Genomic DNA, 19,813 nt, shown 5'->3' with positions numbered 1-19,813 from the left:
TCCCTTCGAGATGTTGATCTGGGCCATCCACCCTATCCCGTGACATCGTGGGCACCACCACATCCACCGGCTCCACCGCTGTCGGCACAGCGGCTTCCGGTGTACCGTCTGCGCAACAACAGCACATCCGACAGGGGAGCGCACAGCGCTGAGAGTGCGGGTGACACACCCGCAGACCCTCGAACCTGATCTGGGTAATGCCAGCGCAGGGAGTTCGGTCGAGTCTCCAGCCGCGCCGCAGTCCGGGCCGTCCCGGGTTGCGGCGTGCGTCTTGCCTGGTTCGCCACGCGACTGGGAGGCACGCTCATGAGTCCGTCCACCACCACCAGATGGCGCACCGTCGACATCGTTGTCGCCTCGGTCATCGCGGTCGCGTTCGGGGTCATCTTCTGGGCCTGGAACCTGGTGTGGAGCGCCACCGAGGGCGCGTTCACGTTCTTCCCGCCGGCCCAGGCCGTCATCTACGGCATCTGGCTGGTGCCCGGGGTACTCGGCGGCCTGGTGATCCGCAAGCCGGGTGCGGCACTGTACTGCGAGTTCCTCGCCGCCTTCGTATCGGTGTTGCTGGGCAGCCAGTGGGGCACCGTCGCGATCCTGCAGGGGCTCGCCCAGGGCGTCGGCGCGGAGGCGGCGTTCCTCGCCGTCGGATACCGCTCGTTCCGGCTGCCGGTGGCGGTCACTTCCGGTCTGCTGGCCGGGCTCGCCGCCGCGATCTTCGACCAGATCCGCTACTACTCCGAGTACGACTTCGACTCGTTCCGGCTGCCGGTTTTCCTGTTCACCGTGCTCAGCTCGGCGGTGCTGGCCGGTGCCGGCGGCTGGGCGCTCACCCGGGCACTGGCCCAGACCGGAGCGCTGGACCGGTTCCCGGCCGGCCGCGAGCGTACCGCCGTGTGAGCGGCGCGGTGGTGCCGTCATGAGTGAGCGGAGCGAGCGAATCAGCCAGCTCAGTGCGGATGAGCCTCATGACGGCACGGAGCGCAGCGGAGTGCCGTCATGAGTGAGGTACGGCTGCGCGGCTTCGGCTGGCGGCACGCCGGCCGCCGGGCCTGGGCGGTCCGCGACCTCGACCTGCAGATCGGACACGGCGAGCGGGTACTCCTGCTCGGCGCCTCCGGTGCCGGCAAGAGCACGCTGCTGGCGGCGCTGGCCGGGCTGCTCGCCGAGGACTCCGGCGAACAGGAGGGCACCGTCGAGATCGACGGGCTCGACCCGCGCAAGGCCCGGGAGCGGGTCGGCATCGTCTTCCAGGACCCGCAGACCCAACTCGTAATGGCCCGGGCCGGCGACGACATGGCGTTCGGCCTGGAGAACCGGGGCGTTCCGGCGGAGGAGATCTGGCCCCGGGTCACCGAGGCACTGGCCCGGGTCGGCTTCCCGTACGGGCTGGACCGGTCCACCGCCGCGCTCTCCGGCGGCGAGCAGCAGCGGCTCGCCCTGGCCGGGGTACTGGCGCTGCGGCCCGGACTGCTGCTGCTCGACGAGCCGACCGCCAACCTGGATCCGGTCGGGGCGACCCTGGTCCGGGACGCGGTCCGGACGGCGGTCGACGACGACACCACACTGATCCTGGTCGAGCACCGGGTGTCGGAGGCGCTGCCGCTGGTCGACCGGGTGGTGGTACTCGAACCGGGTGCCGGGGTGCGGGCCGACGGCCGCCCGGCGGAGGTCTTCGCGGCGCACGGCCCGGCGCTGGCCGCCGCCGGGGTCTGGGTGCCGGGGCCGCCGCCGGCACCGCGCCAGGCCGCGACCGGCCCCGGCGACCTGTTGCTCACCGCCGACCGGCTCGGCCTGCCGCCCCGGCTGGCAGGCACCGACCTGCGGGTACGTGCCGGCGAGGCGCTCGCCGTGCTCGGTCCCAACGGTGCCGGCAAGTCCACCCTGGCGCTGCTGCTCGGCGGGCTGCTCCGGCCCGGCACCGGCCGGCTGTCGGCTTCCCCGGCACTGGCCGGCCGGCACGCCGGCACCGCGCCGCACCGGTGGCGGGCGCCGGTGCTGGCCGGCCGGATCGGCTCGGTCTTCCAGGACCCGGAGCATCAGTTCGTCCGCAGCACGGTCTTCGAGGAGCTGGCGCTCGGGCCGCGCCGGACCGGCCAGTCCGAGGCGGTGGTCCGGTCGGTGGTGGAGGAGCTGCTGGTCCGGCTCCGGCTGGACCGGCTGGCGGCGGCCAACCCGTACACCCTCTCCGGTGGCCAGGCACGGCGGCTGAGCGTGGCGACGGCGCTGGCCACCGCCCCCCGGCTGCTGGTGCTGGACGAGCCGACCTTCGGCCAGGACCGGCGCACCTGGCTTGAACTGGTCGACCTGCTCGCCGGGCTGCGGGACGGCGGGCACGGCATCGTCACCGTCACCCACGACGCCGACTTCGTTGCCGCGCTGGCCGACCGGACGATCCGGCTCGGCGGCGAAGCGCCGGGACCGGGCGGCACCGGGTCGGCGGGCCAGGCTGGCGGAGCAGCGGCGGATCGGGCCGGGACCGGATCGGCGGGGCGGGCCGGGTGATCCCGTACCAGCCGATCGCCGCCCCCGACGCACCGCTGGCCCGGCGCAACCCGGTGGCGAAGGTCGCCGCCGCGCTGGTCGTCTCGGTCGCGCTGATCGCCACGGTGGACCCGGTGGCCCCGGCGGTGGCGATCGGGTTCGAGCTCGCCGTGGTGCCGCTCTTCGGCCTCCGGTACGCGGCACTGGCCCGGCGGGCCTGGCCACTGCTACTCAGCGCGCTGGGCATCCTCTGCACCCTGGTGCTCTTCGCCGCCGAGCGGACCGGCAGCCTGCTGTGGCAGGCCGGGCCGGTGGAGGTCACCAGCGGAGTACTGGTCACCGCGCTCGGCATGGCGCTCCGGGTGATCGCGGTGGCGCTGCCCGGGGTACTGGTCTTCGCCACCACCGACCCCACCGACCTGACCGACGCGCTGGTACAGAACGTCAAGGCACCGCCCCGGTTCGCCATCGGGGCGCTGGCCGCGTTCCGGCTGGTGCCGCTGCTCGCGCTGGAGTGGCGGATGTTGAGCCTGGCCCGACGGGCCCGGGGCATCGACGCCGGACGGAATCCGCTGACCCGGCTGCGGCTGTTCGGCTCGACCGCATTCGCCCTGCTGGTCGGGGCGATCCGCCGGGGTACCCGGCTGGCCACCGCGATGGACGCCCGGGGCTTCGACTCGGGCTCGCCGCGCACGTCGGCGCGCCGGCAGCGGTTCACCGGTGCCGACGCCGCCCTGGTCGTCGGGGCGGCGACGCTGGCGGGCGGAGCGCTCGCGGTCAGCGTCGTGCTCGGCACCTTCCGCCCACTGGTCGGCTGAGCCGGTCGGCGGTCGGACGGCTCGGACGGCTCGGTGCCGGTCCGCTCTGCCGGGCGGCTGGTGCGAGTCAGTCCAGGGTGGCGATCTCGACGTTTCCGAAGGTGACCCGGTAGGACAGCTCCGGGCCCTGGTCGGCGGCGGGATCGGAGAAGATGCCCAGCACCACCCGGCCGGCCACCGGAGCAGTGTCCTGGGTCGTGCCGATCTGCCGGCCGTCCTGATAGAAGCGTAGGTCCGCACCATCGGCGACCACACCGACCCGGATCCGGCCGTCCGGCCGCCGATCCGGCGGGTACGGGAAGTCGCCGGCCTCGCTCGCCGTCTCGGACCCGTGCCGCATCAGGTGGTACCCGTCGGCGCAGACCCGCAGCACGTAACCGCCCTGCGCGTCGGTAAACCGGAACCAGATCCCGGCGCAACTGCTCGGCTCGACCAGGGTCACGTCGACGTCGACCCGTACGTCGGTCCAGGTCTCCTGCGGCCCCGGGCACCGGTACGGGCCGTCGCTGCGCTTCGACACCACCAGTCCGCCGTCGAACTCGCACCCGACCCGGTGCCGCTCGTCCGTCCTCGGCAACCACCGGCCCGACCCGGTCAGCGGGTCGGCCACCACCACCCGGCCGGGCGGAGGCGTCCCGGCGGACGGGCCGGCGCCGGTCGGGGTGGAACCGGAAGGCGCGGTCGGCCCGCCGATCGTGGCGCCCGGTCCCGCGTTGGCCAGCGGGCCCGGTGGCGGTTGGCTGGCCGCTCCCCGATCCCCGCCCGGCGGCAACATCCCGCTGGCGTAACCGACGGTGACCGCCGCGCCGAGCAGTCCGACCAGCGCGAACAGCGCGCTGGCGAGGATGCCCCACCGGCTGCCTCCCCGGCGGCCCGGCGGGCCGGGCAGCGCCGGCGTGTCGGGCACCACCGGCGGGTCGGACAGCGCCGGACGGACCGCTCCGGCCGGTACCCCCGGCGGGGCAGCGGCCGTCTGGGCCGAGCCGGCGGTGACGGGTCGCGAGCCCCGCCCGACCAGATTGCCGGCGGACCGGTCCGGGATCGCTGACGGACCCGCCGTCGTGCCGGGCGGGCTCGCCGTCGTGCCGGTGACCGTTCCGGCGGCCGGACCTGCGGCCAGCGCGGTCTCGGCCAGCGGGCGCTGGTCGGTGGCGGCCTGGGCCCGCTCGACCGCGGCCAGCAGGTCAGGTTGCCCGACCAGCGTCCCGGCGACCTGGCCGCTCCGGCCCGGCCCACCGGCCAGCAGCCGGTCCAGCAGGTCACGGATGGCCGGCCGGCGGTGCGGCTCCTTGGCCAGCGCCAGTTCGACCAGTTCGCGCAGGGGTCCGGTCAACCCGTCGAGATCGGGTTCCTCGGTCATGATCCGTACTGCGGTGGCGGCCGGCGTCTCGGCCGCGAACGGGGTACGCCCGGTGCCGGCGTACGCCACCACGGCGCCCCAGGCGAAGACGTCCGCGGCCGGGGTGAGTACGCCCTTGGTCGCGGACTCGAACCGTTCCGGCGCCATGTACGCCACCGTGCCGATCACCTGGTCGGTCCGGGTGCCGGCGGCGGTGCCGTGCATCGCGCGGGCGATCCCGAAGTCGATCACCTTCGGGCTGCCCGGCGGCAGCAGCACGTTGCTGGGCTTGAGATCGCGGTGGATCACCCCGGCGCCGTGGATGGCGGTCAGCGCGGTCGCCATCCCGATCGCCAGCCCGTAGAGGTTGCCCGGGGTGAGCGGGCCGCGATCGGCGACCACGGTGGAGAGGCTGGGGCCGTCGACGTACTCGACGACCAGGTAGGGCGGATCGTGGTCGGGATCGGCGTCGAGCACCTCGGCGGTGCAGAACGGTGGCACCTGGCGGGCCCGCCTCACCTCGCCCCGGAAGCGGCGCCGGAACTCGGCGTCGTACGCCAGGTCCGGCCGGATCACCTTGACCGCGACCGTACGCCCGCCGGCCAGCCGCGCCAGGTAGACGGTGCCCATGCCGCCCTCGCCCAGCCGACCGACCAGCTCACAGGGGCCGAGTTGGCGTGGATCGGTGGGCCGGAGCGGTCGCACCCCGGCAGCCTCGCCCGTCATCCCGACCCTCCACCGCCCCGCGGACCAGCCACCCCCGTTGCCGGAAGTCGAGTAAGTATCACATCGGACCAGCTCCATCGGCAGGCCGGTCGGGAGTGACCCCGCCGGTCGATCCGGTCCACCGGTCGACCCATGTCCGCGTCAGCATGTTTGCACAGGTGCCCTGAACAGGTCATCTGTTGTTTCCCGAGCCGGGCGAGATTAGGCCACCTGCACTGACTCGAGAAGAGAGAGCGAGCTCATGGGCCACGGCCACCCGCACCACCACGACGAGCAGCACCACGGTCACGACCACGGCACCGGCGGTGAACTGCCCGCCGCCGTCAACCTGGGCGTACCGGACGAGGAACTGTCGCCCGCCGACCGCTCCCGGCGGGGTTTCCTGCGCAACGCGGGCCTGCTCGGCGCCGGTGCCGCCGCGACCGTACTGGCCACCCCCGAACTGGCCCACGCGCACGGCTCGGACGGCGACCACAGCGACCACGGCGGCCACGGCGACGACCGGGACCGGGACCGGCAGGGCGGCTTCCAGTGGCTCGCCGGTGACCACCACATCCACACCCAGTACAGCTCGGACGCCCAGTACCGGGTGATCGACCAGGCCCGGCACGCCCGGGCGTACGGGCTGGACTGGATGGTCGTCACCGACCACGGCAGCGTGGCACACGCGAAGATCGGCGTGGAGAAGGTCAACCCGGACATCGTCGCCGCCCGGAGCCGGCTCAAGGACCTGCTGATCTACCAGGGCCTGGAGTGGAACATCCCGGCCGCCGAGCACGCCACCGTCTTCGTCGCGCCGGGGCGCAACGAGGTGGCGGTGCTGAAGGAGTTCGAGAACGCCTTCGACGGCAGCGTGAAGGGCGCGGGCGACCCCACCCCGGCGAACGAGGCGCTGGCGATCGCCGGCATCAAGTTCCTCGGCGAGGCGGTCCGGCGCCGCCGGGTCGAGGGTGCGCTCTTCCTCGCCAACCACCCGGCCCGGCGCGGCATCGACTCGCCGCACGAGGTGCGGGGCTGGCGCGACGCCGATCCCACCGTGGCGATCGGGATGGAGGGTGCGCCCGGGCACCAGGCCGCCGGCCTGCCGAGGTTGACCGCCGGCCGGGCCCGGGGCTACTACGACAACAACCCGTCCGCCGCGTCGTTCCCCGGCTACCCGCTGGAGAGCTACCGCACCTGGGGCGGCTTCGACTGGATGACCGCCACCGTCGGCGGGCTCTGGGACAGCCTGCTCGCCGAGGGCAAGCCGTGGTGGATCAGCGCCAACTCCGACTCGCACGTCAACTACCTGGACACCTCGCAGCGCGGGCCGGGCGGGAACTTCGACGCCGACGGCCGCTACCCGGACCCGGTGTACGGGCCGCTGCTGACCGAGGCCGGTGACTACTGGCCGGGTCAGTACAGCCGGACGCATGTCGGTGCGACCTCGTTCAGCTACCGCGCGGTGATGGACGGGCTGCGCTCCGGCCGGGTGTGGGTGGACCACGGCGGCCTGATCAGCGGTCTCGACGTACGCGCCCGGGTGGCCGGGGACCGCCGGAAGGACTCCGGCACCCCGCTCGGCGGAACGCTTCGGGTCCGGCGCGGAACCCCGGTCGAGCTGACCATCGAAATCGACCTGGCGAACACGCCCAACTGGTCGCAGTTCGTGCCGGTACTGGCCCGGGTCGACGTGATCACGGGTCGGGTCACCGGCCCGGTCCGCGACCGCGACGCGTTCACCGCCCCGACCGCCAAGGTGGTGAAGTCGTACGAGGTCGGCAAGGGCACCGGACGGGTCTCGTTCAGCTACTCGTTCGGCCGGGTCGACGAGCCGTTCTACGTCCGGCTGCGCGGCACCGACGGCAGGCGCAGCGCGCCCGGCCTGATGGGTGCCGCCGTGGACCCGCACGGACCGGCGATCGACGTGGTCGGGGCCGCCGACCCGTGGCAGGACCTGTGGTTCTACGCCAACCCGATCTGGGTGCTGCCGAGTTGACCGGCCGGCACCCCGGTGTCACCCGGGCCGGCTCCGACGCGGGGTCCGGCCCGGTGCTCGGACTCAGCCTGGGGCACCGGACCGACCGGGAGGCCGAACACTGGCTGCGCGAGTACGTGCAGCCGCTCGGCCGGCCCGACCTGGTCGCCTGCACGCACCTGACGGCCACGCCGTACCCGCACGTCACGATCAGTGTGCGGTTGCCCGGTGCGGCGCTGCCGGAGCTGCCGGTCACCGCGCCGGAGCTGCGGGAGGCGGCCGGGCACGGCGCCGCCGGGCACCTCGCCCGGCGGTCCGGCCGGGCGGTGCGCTATCCCGGTGTCGAGCTGCTGGTCGGCACCCTCACGGTCGCCGAGCTGATCGAGGTGAGCGCCATCGAACGGGTGACCGTGCTCGGTGCCGGGGCGCCGGACCCGGACACTCCGGTCGAGACCCGGGACTTTGTCCGTCCACAGTGGTTGGACGGGCGGCTGACCCTGGTCACCACGCCGGTCGCGGGCAACCGGATCGGGCCCTTCGAGGTGCCCGACCCGACTCCCTGCTGCGCGGACCACCGGTAACCGCCGGCCACCCGCCACCCGGCAGGCGCAGCAGCCGGGCGGCCGGGAAGAGCGCCCGGAGATGCCGGACGCGATCCCCGGCCACCAGCCGGAGCCACCGGATGGCGGGCACGCGTGGGGTCGGCAGGCGCCGACCCCACGCGTACGGTGGCCCGGGAGCGGTCGACCCGCGGGCCGGCTCAGCTACGCCGGAAGGCGTACCGGCGGGACGACGCGGCGCCCCGACCGTGTCCGACCCCGCCCGGACCGCCGCCGTTGCGGACGATCGGACCGGCCTTCGGAGCCGCCGGTCGCTGGGGCGCCGAGGTGTCGTCATCCGGCAGCACGATCGGGGTACCGAGTTCAGTCGACTCGTCCTTCGGCCGGCCGGACCGGGCCGGGGAGCCGGATCCGGTGGAGCCGGTGGTCTTCCTGGACTTTCGTTTGGCAGGCATACGGTGTTCTCTCCTCCTGGTCGGCCGCTCCGCTTGCACGGCGGCAGCGGCGCGCGGGACGGGGATCCCGGGAGTCCGTTCGCGGAGGTGTCACCGAGAGGTGACTGGTCGCCGGAGAAGGCGGAACGGTACGGACGCCCGGAGCGCTCACGCCCGCGCCGCGCGGAACAGGCGGGCGGGTGGGCTCGGATGATGGGGCGTCAGTACCGCATGCCCTGGACCATAACCCGGACCGTGCCCCGGGCGCACCCGTTTTCCGGGTCGAAGTCAAGCCGGGTCCACCGGGCCGGCGGTCAGCCGTGCGCCGGCCCGGGTGCGACCGGGTTGGGCAGGGCGCCGCCGAACCGGCGGTCCCGCTGGGCGTACAGCTCGCAGGCGTACCAGAGATGGCGGCGGTCGAAGTCCGGCCAGAGGGTGTCCAGGTAGACCAGTTCGGCGTACGCGCTCTGCCAGAGCAGGAAGTTGGAGATGCGCTGTTCGCCGGAGGGGCGGAGGAACATGTCGACCGGCGGCACCTCGGGGTGGTAGAGGTACCGCGAGATCATCTTCTCGTTGACCTTGTCCGGGTGGACCTTGCCGGCCGCGACGTCCCGGGCGATCGCGGCGGCGGCATCGGCGATCTCGGCCTGCCCGCCGTAGTTGACGCAGAACTGGAGGGTCAGCGTCGAATTGCCCCGGGACATCTCCTCGGCCGTCTGCAACTCCGAGATCACGCTCTTCCAGAGCCGACCGGCCCGCCCGGACCAGACCACCCGGACACCGAGGTCCACCAACTGGTCCCGGCGGCGCCGGATGACCTCCCGGTTGAAGCCCATCAGGAAGCGCACCTCGTCCGGGGAGCGGCGCCAGTTCTCCGTCGAGAAGGCGTACGCCGAGAGATAGGGAACGCCCAGCTCGATCGCCCCCTCGATGGTGTCGAAGAGGGAGTACTCACCCTGCTCGTGCCCCTTGGTCCGGGGCAGTCCACGCTGCTTGGCCCACCGCCCGTTGCCGTCCATCACCACCGCCACGTGCTTGGGCAGCGCCTCCACCGGCAACGCCGGGGGCCGCGCCCCGGACGGATGCGGGGTCGGTGGCACCGGCTTCCGACGGGCTCGGTTGGTCATCGCTCGGATCACTGTGCTTCCTTCGCTACGTCCGCCGGGTCGGGGCGCGGGACGTGTCGCGCCCGTTCCGTACGCTCACCGGTCGAGCCCCTGTCGACCAGCGGCAACGAGCGTAACCCCCGCTCCAGATGCCATTGCAGGTGCGCCGCCACCAGCCCGCTGCACTCCCGGCGGTGCGGCGAGGAGGCGGCGTCCGCCGTCGGCCAGTCCCCGGAGACGAGCGCGGCCATCAGGTCGAGGGTGGCCGGCGCCGGGTGGGCGGCGCCGGGCGGTCGGCAGTCCGGGCAGACACACCCCCCGGCGGGTACGGAGAACGCGCCGTGCCGGCCCGGCGTACCGCAGACGGCGCAGGCGACCAGCGCCGGTGCCCAGCCGGCCAGCCCCATCCCGCGCAGCAGGTAGGCGTCCAGCACCAGGGTGCTGGCGTGCTCCCCGTCGGCGAGCGCACGCAGCCCGCCCAGGGTGAGCTGGAACAGCCGCAGCGACGGCTCCCGCTCGACCGGGGTGAGCCGCTCCGCCGTCTCGGCGATCGCACTCGCCGCCGTGTAGCGGGGATAGTCGGCGACGAACGCCTTGCCGTAGAGCTGGATCCCCTCCACCTGGCTGATCGAGTGCAGCGAGCTGCCCTGCTCCCCCTTCGGGTCGCCGGCGATCTGGAGGTCGACGTGGCCGAACGGCTCCAGCCGGGCACCGAACCGCGAGGTGGTCCGGCGTACCCCCCGGGCGACCGCCCGCAGCCGACCGTGCCGGCGGGTCAGCAGGGTGATGATCCGGTCGGACTCGCCGAGTTTCTGCACGCGCAACACCACCGCGTCGTCGCGGTAGAGCTGTCGGCGGTACCCGGGCACCCGCCCATTGTTGCCTGCCGGCGCATCCGGCCGGGCGCCCGGTCCGGGGCCGTCCAGGTCCGGGCGACCGGGTTTCCCGATCGGCGACCCTGAGACCGTTCTCAGGGTCGGCATCGGGGTGGGTCGGTGGCGGACCCGGATGTCCGGCGGGCCGCCGCGGCCATAGCCTTCGGCCATGCTCGTTTCCCGGACCACCGCCCTGACCGGTGGGCTCGCCCTGGTCGCCCTGATCGCCCTGGCCGGCTGCGACGGCCTCGCCGAACAGCGCCTCACCTACGACCGCACCGAGGACGTGAAGATCACCGAGATCGAGATATCCCCGGGCGCCGGAGACGTGGTGGTACGCACCGGAGCCGTGCAGAACGTCCGGATCGAACGGGTGGTGCAGTACCGCGGCCCCGAACCGAACGACGCCACCTACCGGATCGAGGGCACGAAGCTCATCCTGGACACCGACTGCGGCCGGCACTGCGGGGTGTCGTACGACGTCCTCGCCCCGGCCGGCGTCGCACTGCGCGGCGAGAACGGCTCCGGAAACGTCACCCTGACCGCGCTGACCGAGGTGGACCTCAAGGTCGGCTCCGGCGACATCTCGGTGACCGACGCCAGCGGCTCGGTACGCGTCGAGACCGGTTCCGGGGACGTCACCCTCAACCGGGTGCCCGGCACCGTCTCGGCGCGGGCCGGCTCGGGGTCGATCGAGGGACGCTCGCTGGGCGCCGGGAAGGTGACCGCGCAGACGGGTTCCGGCGACATCTCGCTGACCCTTGCCGCCGCCACCTCGGTCCAGGCCAGCGCGTCGAGCGGCTCGATCGACCTGACCGTCCCGGCCGGCGGCTACCGGGTGGCGGCGCACGCCGACTCGGGCGACACCGACGTACAGGTGCCGAACGACCCGGCCGCCACGTCCGTACTCGACATGCAGACCGGCAGCGGCACCATCACCGTCCGATCGAGCTGAGCCCGGCGGGCTCGCCGGCCGACGTACTCCGCGCGGGATCTCCCGGAACCGGCGGTGCGGCGACGCCGGCCGGCGGTCCGGCGGGGGGCGCGGCAACCCCGGCCGGCGCCCGGGCGGTACCGCCGGGCAGCAGGCGCGGCGGGCGCCGGGCAGCCAGGTCCTCGACCCAGCCGAAGAGCGCGACCGCGACCGCCACCAGCACGGCGACGGCGGCCAGCCGGGCCGCCAGGCCCAGCGCGGAGGAATGGGCCAGCCCCAGCCCGGAGAGCAGTTCGTTGAGGGCGATCACGAAGGGCATGTGCCAGAGATAGACGGTCAGCGCCCGGCTGTTCAGCACGGTCACCGCCCGGTCGAGCGGCGCCCAGCGGTCGACCCAGGCGACGGCCGAGGGCGCCAGCCCGAAGACCAGCAGCACGAAGGCGACGGACCAGAGCGCGTTGCCCAGCGGTACGTCGTTCAGGTCGTAGCCGCGTGCCCCCTGGTGGGTGAGAATCCAGCCGAGTCCGGCCGCGCCGACCGGTACCGCGACCGCCACCAGCAGCCGGCGGGGGATCCGCCGCAGCAGCCCGTCGTGTTGGGCGAAACCGAGCAGCCAGGCCCCGTAGTAGAGCCCGAAGTCGCGGAGCACTCCCGGCGCGTCCGGGTAGCCGAACTCGACGACCCCGAGCAGCAGGTACGGCGCGAGCAGCGTCGGCACCGGCCAGCGCCGGAACAGCCAGCGGGCCAGCGGCGAGACGAGAACGAACCAGAGGTAGTCGCGCAGATACCAGACCACGCTCAGCACCAACGCGCCCCAGGAGTTGGCCGGCGGATCGGCCAACGGCAGCAGCCAGAACACCAGCCGCCAGGACGGCGCCAGTCCGGTGAGCAGCATGGCGGGTACGAAGAGCAGCGCCACCACCCAGAGCGAGGGCAGGAGTCGGCGCAGCCGACGGCCGACGGCGGCCGTGCCCCAGCGGTCGAGGGAGTTGGCCATCAACGCCCCGGCCAGCGCGAACATCACCGACATGGCCGGGAACGCCAGGGTGAGGAAGGCCCAACCGGTGACGTGGTAGACGACGACACGGACGATGGCAAGACAGCGCAGTAGGTCGTAGTACCGGTTTCGCATCAGCCTGACTTGGTCGGCGGGGCAGGGGGCAGGTGCCTTCCTACCCCGCATCTCCGCCATTGCAACGGATTCCGGGAAGGTGGTGAGATGAACCTTCCGGAAATTGGCGGCGAATAGCCCGGACCACACCCGGGTACGGCTACCGGATCAAACGCCCAACCTCCGGCGTACCTGCTCCCGGAGCCCCTCCGGCGCCTCCTCGACGGCCAGCAGCCGGGGCAGCAGTTCCGGTTCGGACATCCAGGCCCGGAACCCCTCGGCGACGGTCACCCCGTGCTCCGGCCGGTGCAGCACCGTCACCTCGTCACCGGCCCGCACCTGACCCGGCCGCACCACCCGGAGGTACGCCCCCGGCCGGGCCGCCCGGGTGAACTGCTTCAGCCACTGCGGCACCCCCATCTTGAGCTGGAAGGTGGCGCACGGGATCCGGCCGAAGGTGGTCTGCAGCACCAGCTCCGCGCCGATCCGCCACTGCTCGCCGAGAACCGCCCCGTTCACGTCGAGCCCGACCGTGGTGAGGTTCTCCCCGAAGAGTCCACCGGGCAGCGGACGCCCCAGCTCCGCCTCCCACCAGTCGTAGTCCTCCCGGGCGTACGCGTACACCGCCTGGTCGTCGCCGCCGTGGTGCGCCACGTCGAAGATCTGGTCACCGACCAGGCCACTGCCCAGTCCGACGGTCTTCGGTCCGGGCGCCCGGACCAGCACGGGCCCGTCCACCGGCCGCTTGTTGATGCCGGTGGTCCCGACCGCCTTGGCGCTGTTCGGCTCGGGCACGGCCAGGTTGACCGAGAGGATTTTCCCCATGGATCCGCACCTTACCCAGTCCGGCGCTTCGACAGACACCGATTTCGCTCGCCGACCGGCCCCCGCCAGACCTCAGCGCCGTTCGCCCAGCGGGTAGCCGCAGAACTGGGCGCCGACCAGACCGGCGGTGGCGGCTTCGCCGTCGAGCGGGCGTGCCCGGTCGGCGTAGTGTTCGGCGTCGTCTTCGGGCTCGTACCCGATCTCCCGCCCCTCGGCCAGCGACCACCAGCGGCGACTGTTCCGGCTGATCCCCCAGAGCAGCCGAAAGCCGGTGGCGTCCGCCCGCAGGCAGGCGTCGACCAGCCGGGCGCAGTCGTCCGGGGAGATCCAGTTCTCCAGCCCGCTCATCCCGGGCGGTTCGGGGAAGCAGGCGCCGAGCCGCAGCGCGAAGACGGTGATGCCGAACCGGTCCGCGTAGAGGCTGCCGAGCGACTCGACGGCCGCCTTGGACCAGCCGTAGTAGGTGTCCGGGCGGGGCGGCACCGCCGCCGGCATCCCGTCCGGCCCGGTCGGTGCCGGTACGCCGGCCGGCTCCGGGCTGCTGCCGGCCCGGCGGTACCAGCCGGCCGCGTGGATCGACGAGGCCAGTACCACCCGGGGTACCCCCGCCGTGCGGACCGCCTCCAGGACGCTCATGGTGCCCGCCACGTTCACCCGGAGCAGTTCGGCGAAGGTGTCCTCGCCGGGGATCGCGGCCAGGTGCAGTACGGCGTCGACCCCGGAACAGGCCGCCGCCAGCGCCACCGGGTCGTGCAGGTCGGCGCGGACGATCTCCACCGGTTCGCCGGGCGCCGCCAGGGGCTGGTCGGCGACGTCGAGCAGCCGCAGGATCCGCTCCGGGCCTGCCAGCCGGGGCCGGAGCAGCCGCCCGACCCGCCCGGCCGACCCGGTGACCAGTAGCCGTGCCGGCATCCGCGCTCCCCTCCTCCCGGCCGATCGACGCTCAGCATCTCCGGGCCGATCGAGCGGCTTCGGGCTCAGAAGCCGAGCTTGCGGAGCTGCTTCGGATCCCGCTGCCAGTCCTTGGCGACCCGGACGTGCAGGTCGAGATAGACCCGGGTGCCAAGCAACTCCTCGATCTGCTGCCGGGCCCGTATGCCGACATCCTTGAGCCGGCTGGCGCGGGCCCCGATCACGATCGCCTTCTGGCTGGAGCGTTCCACGTAGACGTCGGCGTAGATCTTCATCAGCCGGTCCTCGGGGATCATCTCCTCGACCACCACCGCGATCGAGTGCGGCAGCTCGTCCCGGACCCCCTCCAGGGCCGCCTCCCGGATCAGCTCGGCGACCAGGATCTGCTCCGGCTCGTCGGTGAGCATGTCGTCGGGGTAGAGCTGCGGTGACGACGGCAGATAGCCGGTCATCACGTCGACCAGGGTCTCCACCTGGTGGCCGGAGACCGCGCTGACCGGTACCACCTCGGCGAAGTCGCCCAGCTCGCTGACCGCGAGCAACTGCTCGGCCAGCCGCCTCCGGTCCACCAGGTCGGTCTTGGTCACCACCGCCAGCACCGTGGCCTTCAGCTCGGCCAGCTCGCCGGTGATGAACCGGTCGCCCCGGCCGATCGGCTCGTCCGCCGGGATGCAGAGGCCGATCACGTCGACCTCGCTCCAGGTCTGCCGGACCAGGTCGTTGAGGCGCTCGCCGAGCAGGGTACGCGGCCGGTGCAGGCCCGGGGTGTCGACCAGGACCAGCTGCGAGTCGGGCCGGTGCAGTACGGCCCGGATCACGTGCCGGGTGGTCTGCGGCTTGTTGGAGGTGATCGCGATCTTCTGCCCGACGATCGCGTTGGTCAGCGTCGACTTGCCGGCGTTCGGCCGCCCGACGAAGCAGGCGAACCCGGCCCGGTAACCGGCCGGCTCGCGGGGCGACGACCGCTGGCCGGTCGACCGCTGCTGCCGGGTCGAGCGGTGGCCGGAGTCTGCTGCGGTCACTCCAGCACCGTGCCGAGCAGGGTGCCGTCCGGGGCGGCGACGTGGATCGGCGCGTCGGCGGCGAGGTCGCGGACGGCGGCGTGCCCGGCGCCGTCCAGCGTCGACGCCTCGGTCACCACCGCACCTGCCTCCAGCCGGGTGGCCCCGGCGGCGACCGCCGAGGCGACCGCGAGCTGCAACGCGGTGATGGTCAGCGACGGCAGTGAGACGCTGGCGGCGGCATACGTCCGGCCGTCCTGGTCGCGTACTGCCGCGCCCTCCACCGCACCGGCCCGGCCCCGGGCACCCCGGGCCAGGACCACCAGCTTGGTGTCCTCGGCGGTCAGCTCGACCGTCACCGACGGGGTGTGCCCGCCGATCGGGGCGGTCGGCACGGCGGACGGGTCAGGCATCGGCGGGTTGCCTCTCCTCGGCCCGGGAGTGCTGCTCCCGGGTGCTCTGTGCGCCCCGGACCTCGGGGTCGGTAACGATCTGCTCCGGCTCGTCGGCCGCGGTGAGCCGGCGGACCAGTACGGAGTCGATGTGGTTGCGCCGGCCGGTGGTGCCCTCGGCGATCAGCCGCAGCCCGCCCACGTCGGCCGAGGCGCCGGGCAGCGGCACCCGGCCGAGGGCCTGGGCGAGCAGTCCGCCCACCGTCTCCACCTCGTCGGTCGGCAGCTCGACGTCGAACAGCTCGCCGAGGTCTTCCACCGGCAGCCGGGCGGTGACCCGCACCTGGCCGTCGTCGAGGCGCTCGACCGGCGGGCGCTCGACGTCGTACTCGTCGGTGATCTCGCCGACGATCTCCTCCAGGATGTCCTCGATGGTGACCAGCCCGCCGGTGCCGCCGTACTCGTCGACGACGATCACCATGTGGGTGCGGGCCGCCTGCATCTCGGAGAGCAGGTCGTCGACCGGCTTCGACTCGGGCACGAAGGTGGCGGTGCGCATCACCTCGGCGACCGGCCGCCCGGCGGCGGCGGGGTCGTCGCCCTGGGTCTGCCGGATCACGTCCTTGAGATAGAGCACCCCGAGCACGTCGTCCACGCTGTCCCCGATCACCGGGATCCGGGAGAAGCCGGAGCGGAGGAAGAGCACCAGCGCCTGCGGCAGCTTCTTGTGCGCCTCGATCCAGACCATCTCGGTACGCGGCACCATCACCTCGCGGACGATGGTGTCCCCGAGCGCGAAGACGGAGTGGATCATCTGCCGTTCGCCGTGCTCCACGACGCCGCGCTGCTCGGCCAGGTCGACCAGCTCGCGCAGCTCGACCTGGGTGGCGAACGGGCCCTCCCGGAAGCCGCGCCCCGGGGTCACCGCGTTGCCGATCAGGATCAGCAGCGAGGCGAGCGGGTTCAGCACCCGGCCCAGCCAGCGGACCAGCGGCGCGGTGACCCGGCCGACGGTGTAGGCGTGCTGCCGGCCGATGGTGCGCGGCGCCACGCCGACCACCACGAAGCTGACCACGGTCATCGCGCCCGCGGTGACCAGGGCGGCGGTCCAGCCGGCGCCGAAGGTGTCCACCGCGACCAGCGCGACCAGGACGGTCGCGGTCAGTTCACAGAGCAGCCGCAGCAACAGCAGCAGGTTGATGTGCCGGACCGCGTCGGCGGCGACGACCTGGAGGGTACGCGCGCCGCGTACGCCGTCCCGGGCCAGCTCGCCGGCCTGGGCCGGGGAGACAGCACCGAGCGCGGCGTCGGCCATCGCGAAGATCCCGGCGAGCACCACCAGACCGGCGGCGAAGAACAGCAACTGGAGATCGGGCAGGCCGCCCGGGGTACTGGCGGACGACGCCAGCGACGCGGGCAGCGCGGCTAAATGGTCAGGCATCACTGGGTCCGGGTCGCGCGCCAGCTATCCAGGAGCCGCGCCTGTAGCGCGAACATCTCCCGTTCCTCCTCCGGTTCGGCGTGGTCGTAGCCGAGCAGGTGCAGTACGCCGTGCACGGTCAGCAGGTGCAGCTCGTCGGCGGCCGAGTGCCCGGCCGTGGCGGCCTGCTTGGCGGCGACCTCCGGGCAGAGCACGATGTCGCCGAGGAGTGCCGGCTCACCGCCGTTGACCTCGCCGGGCCCGTGGTCGACGCTGCCCTCGTCCATCGGGAAGGCGAGTACGTCGGTCGGGCCGTCGCCACCCATCCAGCGGTGGTTCAGCTCGGTCATGTAGTCGACGTCGACGAGCAGCACCGACAGCTCGGCGAGGGAGTTCACTCCCATCTCGTCGAGGGCGTGCCGGGCCACGGCGAGCACGGCGTCGGTGTCGACGGCGCTCCCCGACTCGTTGGCGATCTCGATGGACAACTGGTTCCCCTGATGGACTGTGGAAAGCTGTGGTGACTGCACTGTCGGACGGACTAGCGGCGCCGGCCGGCCCGGCCGCCGTGCGCGGTCCGCCCCGGTACGGCGTGCACGCCCTGGCCCTGCTGCTGGGACTCCCGCTCGGCGTCCCAGCGGGCGTACGCGTCCACGATGTCACTGACCAGCCGGTGCCGCACGACGTCGGAGCTGGAGAGTTGGGAGAAGTGCACGTCCTCCACGCCCTCCAGGATGTCCCGCACGGCGCGCAGGCCGCTGGTCGTCCCGCCGGGCAGGTCGACCTGGGTCACGTCACCGGTCACCACGATCTTGGAACCGAAGCCCAGCCGGGTGAGGAACATCTTCATCTGCTCGGGCGTGGTGTTCTGCGCCTCGTCCAGGATGATGAACGCGTCGTTGAGCGTCCGACCCCTCATGTATGCCAGCGGCGCGACCTCGATCGTCCCGGCGGCCATCAGCTTCGGGATGGAATCCGGGTCGAGCATGTCGTGCAGCGCGTCGTAGAGCGGCCGCAGGTAGGGGTCGATCTTCTCGTGCAGGGTGCCGGGCAGGAAGCCGAGCCGCTCGCCGGCCTCGACCGCCGGCCGGGTCAGGATGATTCGGTTCACCTGCTTGGCCTGGAGCGCCTGCACGGCCTTGGCCATCGCGAGGTAGGTCTTGCCGGTACCGGCCGGGCCGATCCCGAAGACGATGGTCTTCCCGTCGATCGCGTCGACGTACCGCTTCTGGCCCAGCGTCTTGGGCCGGATGGTCCGGCCGCGCCGGGACAGGATGTTGAGCGTCAGCACCTCGGCGGGGCGCTCGGTGCCGCCCTGCTCGATCATGCCGAGGGTACGCCGCACGGCGTCGGTGGTCAGTGTCTCGCCCTTCTCGATCAACTCGAGCAGCTCGGTGAAGAGCCGTTCAGCGAAGGCGTTGTCGGCAGGGGCACCGGTGAGGGTGATCTCGTTTCCCCGGACGTGCACGTCACTGGGGATCGACCGCTCGATCAGTCGCAGGATCTCGTCGCCCGCGCCGAGCAGGTTAACCATGATCTTGGGGTCAGGAACCGTGATCCTGGTCTGCACCCGGGCCTGCCCCGGGGATGGGGTACCGGTCATGGGTCGGGCCCGAGGCCCTGTGCCACCTGCTTCCGATCTCGGTGCCGCGGTGCCACCGGGAGCTTCCCGGCTGGTCGCGCGACGTGCGGACGTTGGAGTCATCGTATCCGTTCAACGCCGACGGCACGCTGCCCATTTCCGCCGCTCTCCGCCGACCTGGGCAGGTCGTCCCGCAATCGCTCCGCGCCCGCGTCCCGCCGACCCGACCCCGCCGCGTCGGACCGACCCGCGGCGTCCTCGCCGGCAGGGGCCGGTCAGCCGCCGACCTGGACATCCTGTGCGTAACCGGACGGCCGTGACGCCTCCCGGGAGTACAGGTCGCCGACCGGCTGCCTTCCGGGGGCGTCCCTCGGAACGCGACGACCGGGACCGTGCCGGACGGGTGGATGCGGCGAGCCCGGTAAGCGGGCGGGACCGTCAGCTCGCCCGGAAGTCGAAGCGGTCGAATGTCTCCTGGCGCCGGGTGAAACGGTAGGTGGCCCAGTGCATCCTGACCACCTCGCCCCGGTCGTCCCGGGTCAGCCGGAGCAGCTCGCCGACCTCCCGCCCGGAGACCGTACGCAGCACGTCCGGCCGGTCCGGCAACGGGGCGAAGATCGCCGGTGGCCTGCCTGCCGGGTCCGCCGCGCCCTGGGCCCGCAGGGCGCCGTCCCGCCACGAGAAGACGTACTCGAAACCCTCGCCCCACCAGCGACCGAGCAGCCCGCGGTAGGGCTCCGGAGCCGGCTCGCCCGGGGTCCACGGCGCGATGTCGGCGGGATCGTCCTGCGCCGAGGCGGCCAGGATCTGGTGCGCCAGCTCGTTCACCGCGACGCCGGTGCCGGAGGAGCCGAGCACCGCGCAGCCCATCGCCCCGGGGGTGCCGGGACCGCCCCGCCGGCCGTAGACGCTGGCCAGGAAGCCGGGCATGGCACCGTCGTGGCCGACGTGCACGATCCGCTCGGCGGCTCCCGAGGCGTCCCGCTGGGGCAGCAGGATCAGACCCAGCCCGAACCCGGCGGTCCAGAGCGACTCGTCGGTCACCGTCAACGGCCAGCGCATCTCGTCCAGGGTGCCCGGCCGGAGCACCGCGCCGGCCGGGTCCAGCGCCGCCGGGTCGGCCAGGAACGCCGCCCAGCGGGCCATGTCGGGTGCGGTGCTCCAGAGCTGGGCCGCCGGCCCGACCGCGCCCAGGTCGGTGTTCGGCTCCGGCCGGGCGTGGTCGGAGTAGGCGTCGACCAGGAAGCCGGTCGCGGGCCCCCCCCGCGGGGGGGGGGCCGGGGGGGGGGCCCCCCCCCGGCCCCCCCCCCCCGCCCCCCGCCCCCCCCCCCCCCCGCCCC

Annotated in this window: 19 protein-coding genes and 1 riboswitch; of the genes, 6 read left to right on the top strand and 13 right to left on the bottom strand. The window is 73.3% G+C overall.

Annotation, left to right across the window (positions count from 1 at the left end; genetic code table 11):
* The first annotated feature begins 122 nt into the window (after window positions 1-122).
* Window positions 123-230, top strand: a riboswitch (TPP riboswitch).
* 76 nt (window positions 231-306) lie between these two features.
* From R6Y94_RS26655 to R6Y94_RS26645, 3 genes are all read left to right on the top strand, one after another.
* A complete protein-coding gene (locus R6Y94_RS26655) occupies window positions 307-897 on the top strand; it encodes an ECF transporter S component (protein ID WP_318398603.1) in 591 nt (196 codons plus the stop codon).
* A gap of 99 nt (window positions 898-996) precedes the next feature.
* On the top strand, window positions 997-2,502 hold the full coding sequence (locus tag R6Y94_RS26650) for an ABC transporter ATP-binding protein (RefSeq protein ID WP_318398602.1): 1,506 nt from the start codon (window positions 997-999) through the stop codon (window positions 2,500-2,502).
* On the top strand, window positions 2,499-3,299 hold the full coding sequence (locus R6Y94_RS26645; RefSeq protein ID WP_318398601.1) for an energy-coupling factor transporter transmembrane component T: 801 nt from the start codon (window positions 2,499-2,501) through the stop codon (window positions 3,297-3,299). The genes R6Y94_RS26650 and R6Y94_RS26645 overlap by 4 nt, the downstream gene beginning before the upstream one ends.
* Before the next feature lie 67 nt (window positions 3,300-3,366).
* Here R6Y94_RS26645 and R6Y94_RS26640 read toward each other — a convergent pair whose 3' ends face one another.
* Window positions 3,367-5,364 carry a serine/threonine protein kinase gene (locus R6Y94_RS26640; protein WP_318398600.1) on the bottom strand — a complete coding sequence of 666 codons (1,998 nt, stop codon included), beginning with the start codon at window positions 5,362-5,364 and terminating at the stop codon, window positions 3,367-3,369.
* A gap of 241 nt (window positions 5,365-5,605) precedes the next feature.
* On the opposite strand from R6Y94_RS26640, the gene R6Y94_RS26635 reads away from it, so the two are divergent.
* Window positions 5,606-7,342, top strand: a complete 1,737-nt coding sequence (locus R6Y94_RS26635; protein ID WP_318398599.1) for a PHP domain-containing protein — start codon at window positions 5,606-5,608, stop codon at window positions 7,340-7,342.
* Window positions 7,339-7,902, top strand: a complete 564-nt coding sequence (locus tag R6Y94_RS26630) for a hypothetical protein (RefSeq protein ID WP_318398598.1) — start codon at window positions 7,339-7,341, stop codon at window positions 7,900-7,902. The genes R6Y94_RS26635 and R6Y94_RS26630 overlap by 4 nt, the downstream gene beginning before the upstream one ends.
* Window positions 7,903-8,081: 179 nt before the next feature.
* On the opposite strand, the gene R6Y94_RS26625 is transcribed toward R6Y94_RS26630, so the two are convergent.
* From R6Y94_RS26625 to recO, 3 genes are all read right to left on the bottom strand, one after another.
* Window positions 8,082-8,336 (bottom strand): hypothetical protein, encoded by a 255-nt coding sequence (locus tag R6Y94_RS26625; protein ID WP_318398597.1) that lies wholly within the window; start codon window positions 8,334-8,336, stop codon window positions 8,082-8,084.
* Window positions 8,337-8,629: 293 nt separating this feature from the next.
* Complete coding sequence (locus R6Y94_RS26620) at window positions 8,630-9,442, bottom strand: isoprenyl transferase (protein ID WP_318398596.1); 813 nt, start codon at window positions 9,440-9,442, stop codon at window positions 8,630-8,632.
* Window positions 9,443-9,450: 8 nt separating this feature from the next.
* Window positions 9,451-10,290 (bottom strand): DNA repair protein RecO, encoded by an 840-nt coding sequence (gene recO / locus R6Y94_RS26615; protein ID WP_318398595.1) that lies wholly within the window; start codon window positions 10,288-10,290, stop codon window positions 9,451-9,453.
* A 175-nt stretch (window positions 10,291-10,465) separates the two neighbouring features.
* Here recO and R6Y94_RS26610 point away from each other — a divergent pair, with 175 nt between their 5' ends.
* A complete protein-coding gene (locus R6Y94_RS26610) occupies window positions 10,466-11,251 on the top strand; it encodes a DUF4097 family beta strand repeat-containing protein (RefSeq protein ID WP_318398594.1) in 786 nt (261 codons plus the stop codon).
* Here the strand turns inward: R6Y94_RS26610 and R6Y94_RS26605 are convergent.
* The 9 genes from R6Y94_RS26605 to R6Y94_RS26565 all read right to left on the bottom strand — a co-directional run.
* Window positions 11,232-12,362, bottom strand: a complete 1,131-nt coding sequence (locus tag R6Y94_RS26605) for an acyltransferase (protein WP_318398593.1) — start codon at window positions 12,360-12,362, stop codon at window positions 11,232-11,234. The two genes, R6Y94_RS26610 and R6Y94_RS26605, sit on opposite strands and share 20 nt — an antisense overlap.
* Window positions 12,363-12,509: 147 nt before the next feature.
* Window positions 12,510-13,166, bottom strand: coding sequence for an MOSC domain-containing protein (locus R6Y94_RS26600; protein ID WP_318398592.1), 657 nt, complete (start codon window positions 13,164-13,166; stop codon window positions 12,510-12,512).
* 72 nt (window positions 13,167-13,238) lie between these two features.
* Complete coding sequence (locus R6Y94_RS26595; RefSeq protein ID WP_318398591.1) at window positions 13,239-14,078, bottom strand: NAD(P)-dependent oxidoreductase; 840 nt, start codon at window positions 14,076-14,078, stop codon at window positions 13,239-13,241.
* A 65-nt stretch (window positions 14,079-14,143) separates the two neighbouring features.
* Window positions 14,144-15,100, bottom strand: a complete 957-nt coding sequence (gene era, locus R6Y94_RS26590; protein WP_318398590.1) for a GTPase Era — start codon at window positions 15,098-15,100, stop codon at window positions 14,144-14,146.
* Complete coding sequence (locus R6Y94_RS26585) at window positions 15,097-15,492, bottom strand: cytidine deaminase (protein WP_318398589.1); 396 nt, start codon at window positions 15,490-15,492, stop codon at window positions 15,097-15,099. Before R6Y94_RS26585 ends, era begins: the two co-directional genes overlap by 4 nt.
* A complete protein-coding gene (locus tag R6Y94_RS26580; protein WP_318398588.1) occupies window positions 15,485-16,912 on the bottom strand; it encodes a hemolysin family protein in 1,428 nt (475 codons plus the stop codon). The genes R6Y94_RS26585 and R6Y94_RS26580 overlap by 8 nt, the downstream gene beginning before the upstream one ends.
* Window positions 16,912-17,379, bottom strand: a complete 468-nt coding sequence (ybeY, locus tag R6Y94_RS26575; RefSeq protein WP_101367540.1) for an rRNA maturation RNase YbeY — start codon at window positions 17,377-17,379, stop codon at window positions 16,912-16,914. Before ybeY ends, R6Y94_RS26580 begins: the two co-directional genes overlap by 1 nt.
* A 53-nt stretch (window positions 17,380-17,432) precedes the next feature.
* Window positions 17,433-18,494, bottom strand: coding sequence for a PhoH family protein (locus R6Y94_RS26570; RefSeq protein ID WP_318398587.1), 1,062 nt, complete (start codon window positions 18,492-18,494; stop codon window positions 17,433-17,435).
* Window positions 18,495-18,911: 417 nt separating this feature from the next.
* On the bottom strand, window positions 18,912-19,813 hold a 902-nt coding region (locus tag R6Y94_RS26565; protein WP_412102888.1), incomplete at its 5' end, for a serine hydrolase.

The sequence above is a fragment of the Plantactinospora sp. KLBMP9567 genome, from assembly GCF_033446045.1.
Classification (GTDB): Bacteria; Actinomycetota; Actinomycetes; order Mycobacteriales; family Micromonosporaceae; genus Plantactinospora.
The sequence above is the reverse complement of the archived record's forward strand: the minus strand, read 5'-3'. Positions and strand labels throughout refer to the sequence as shown.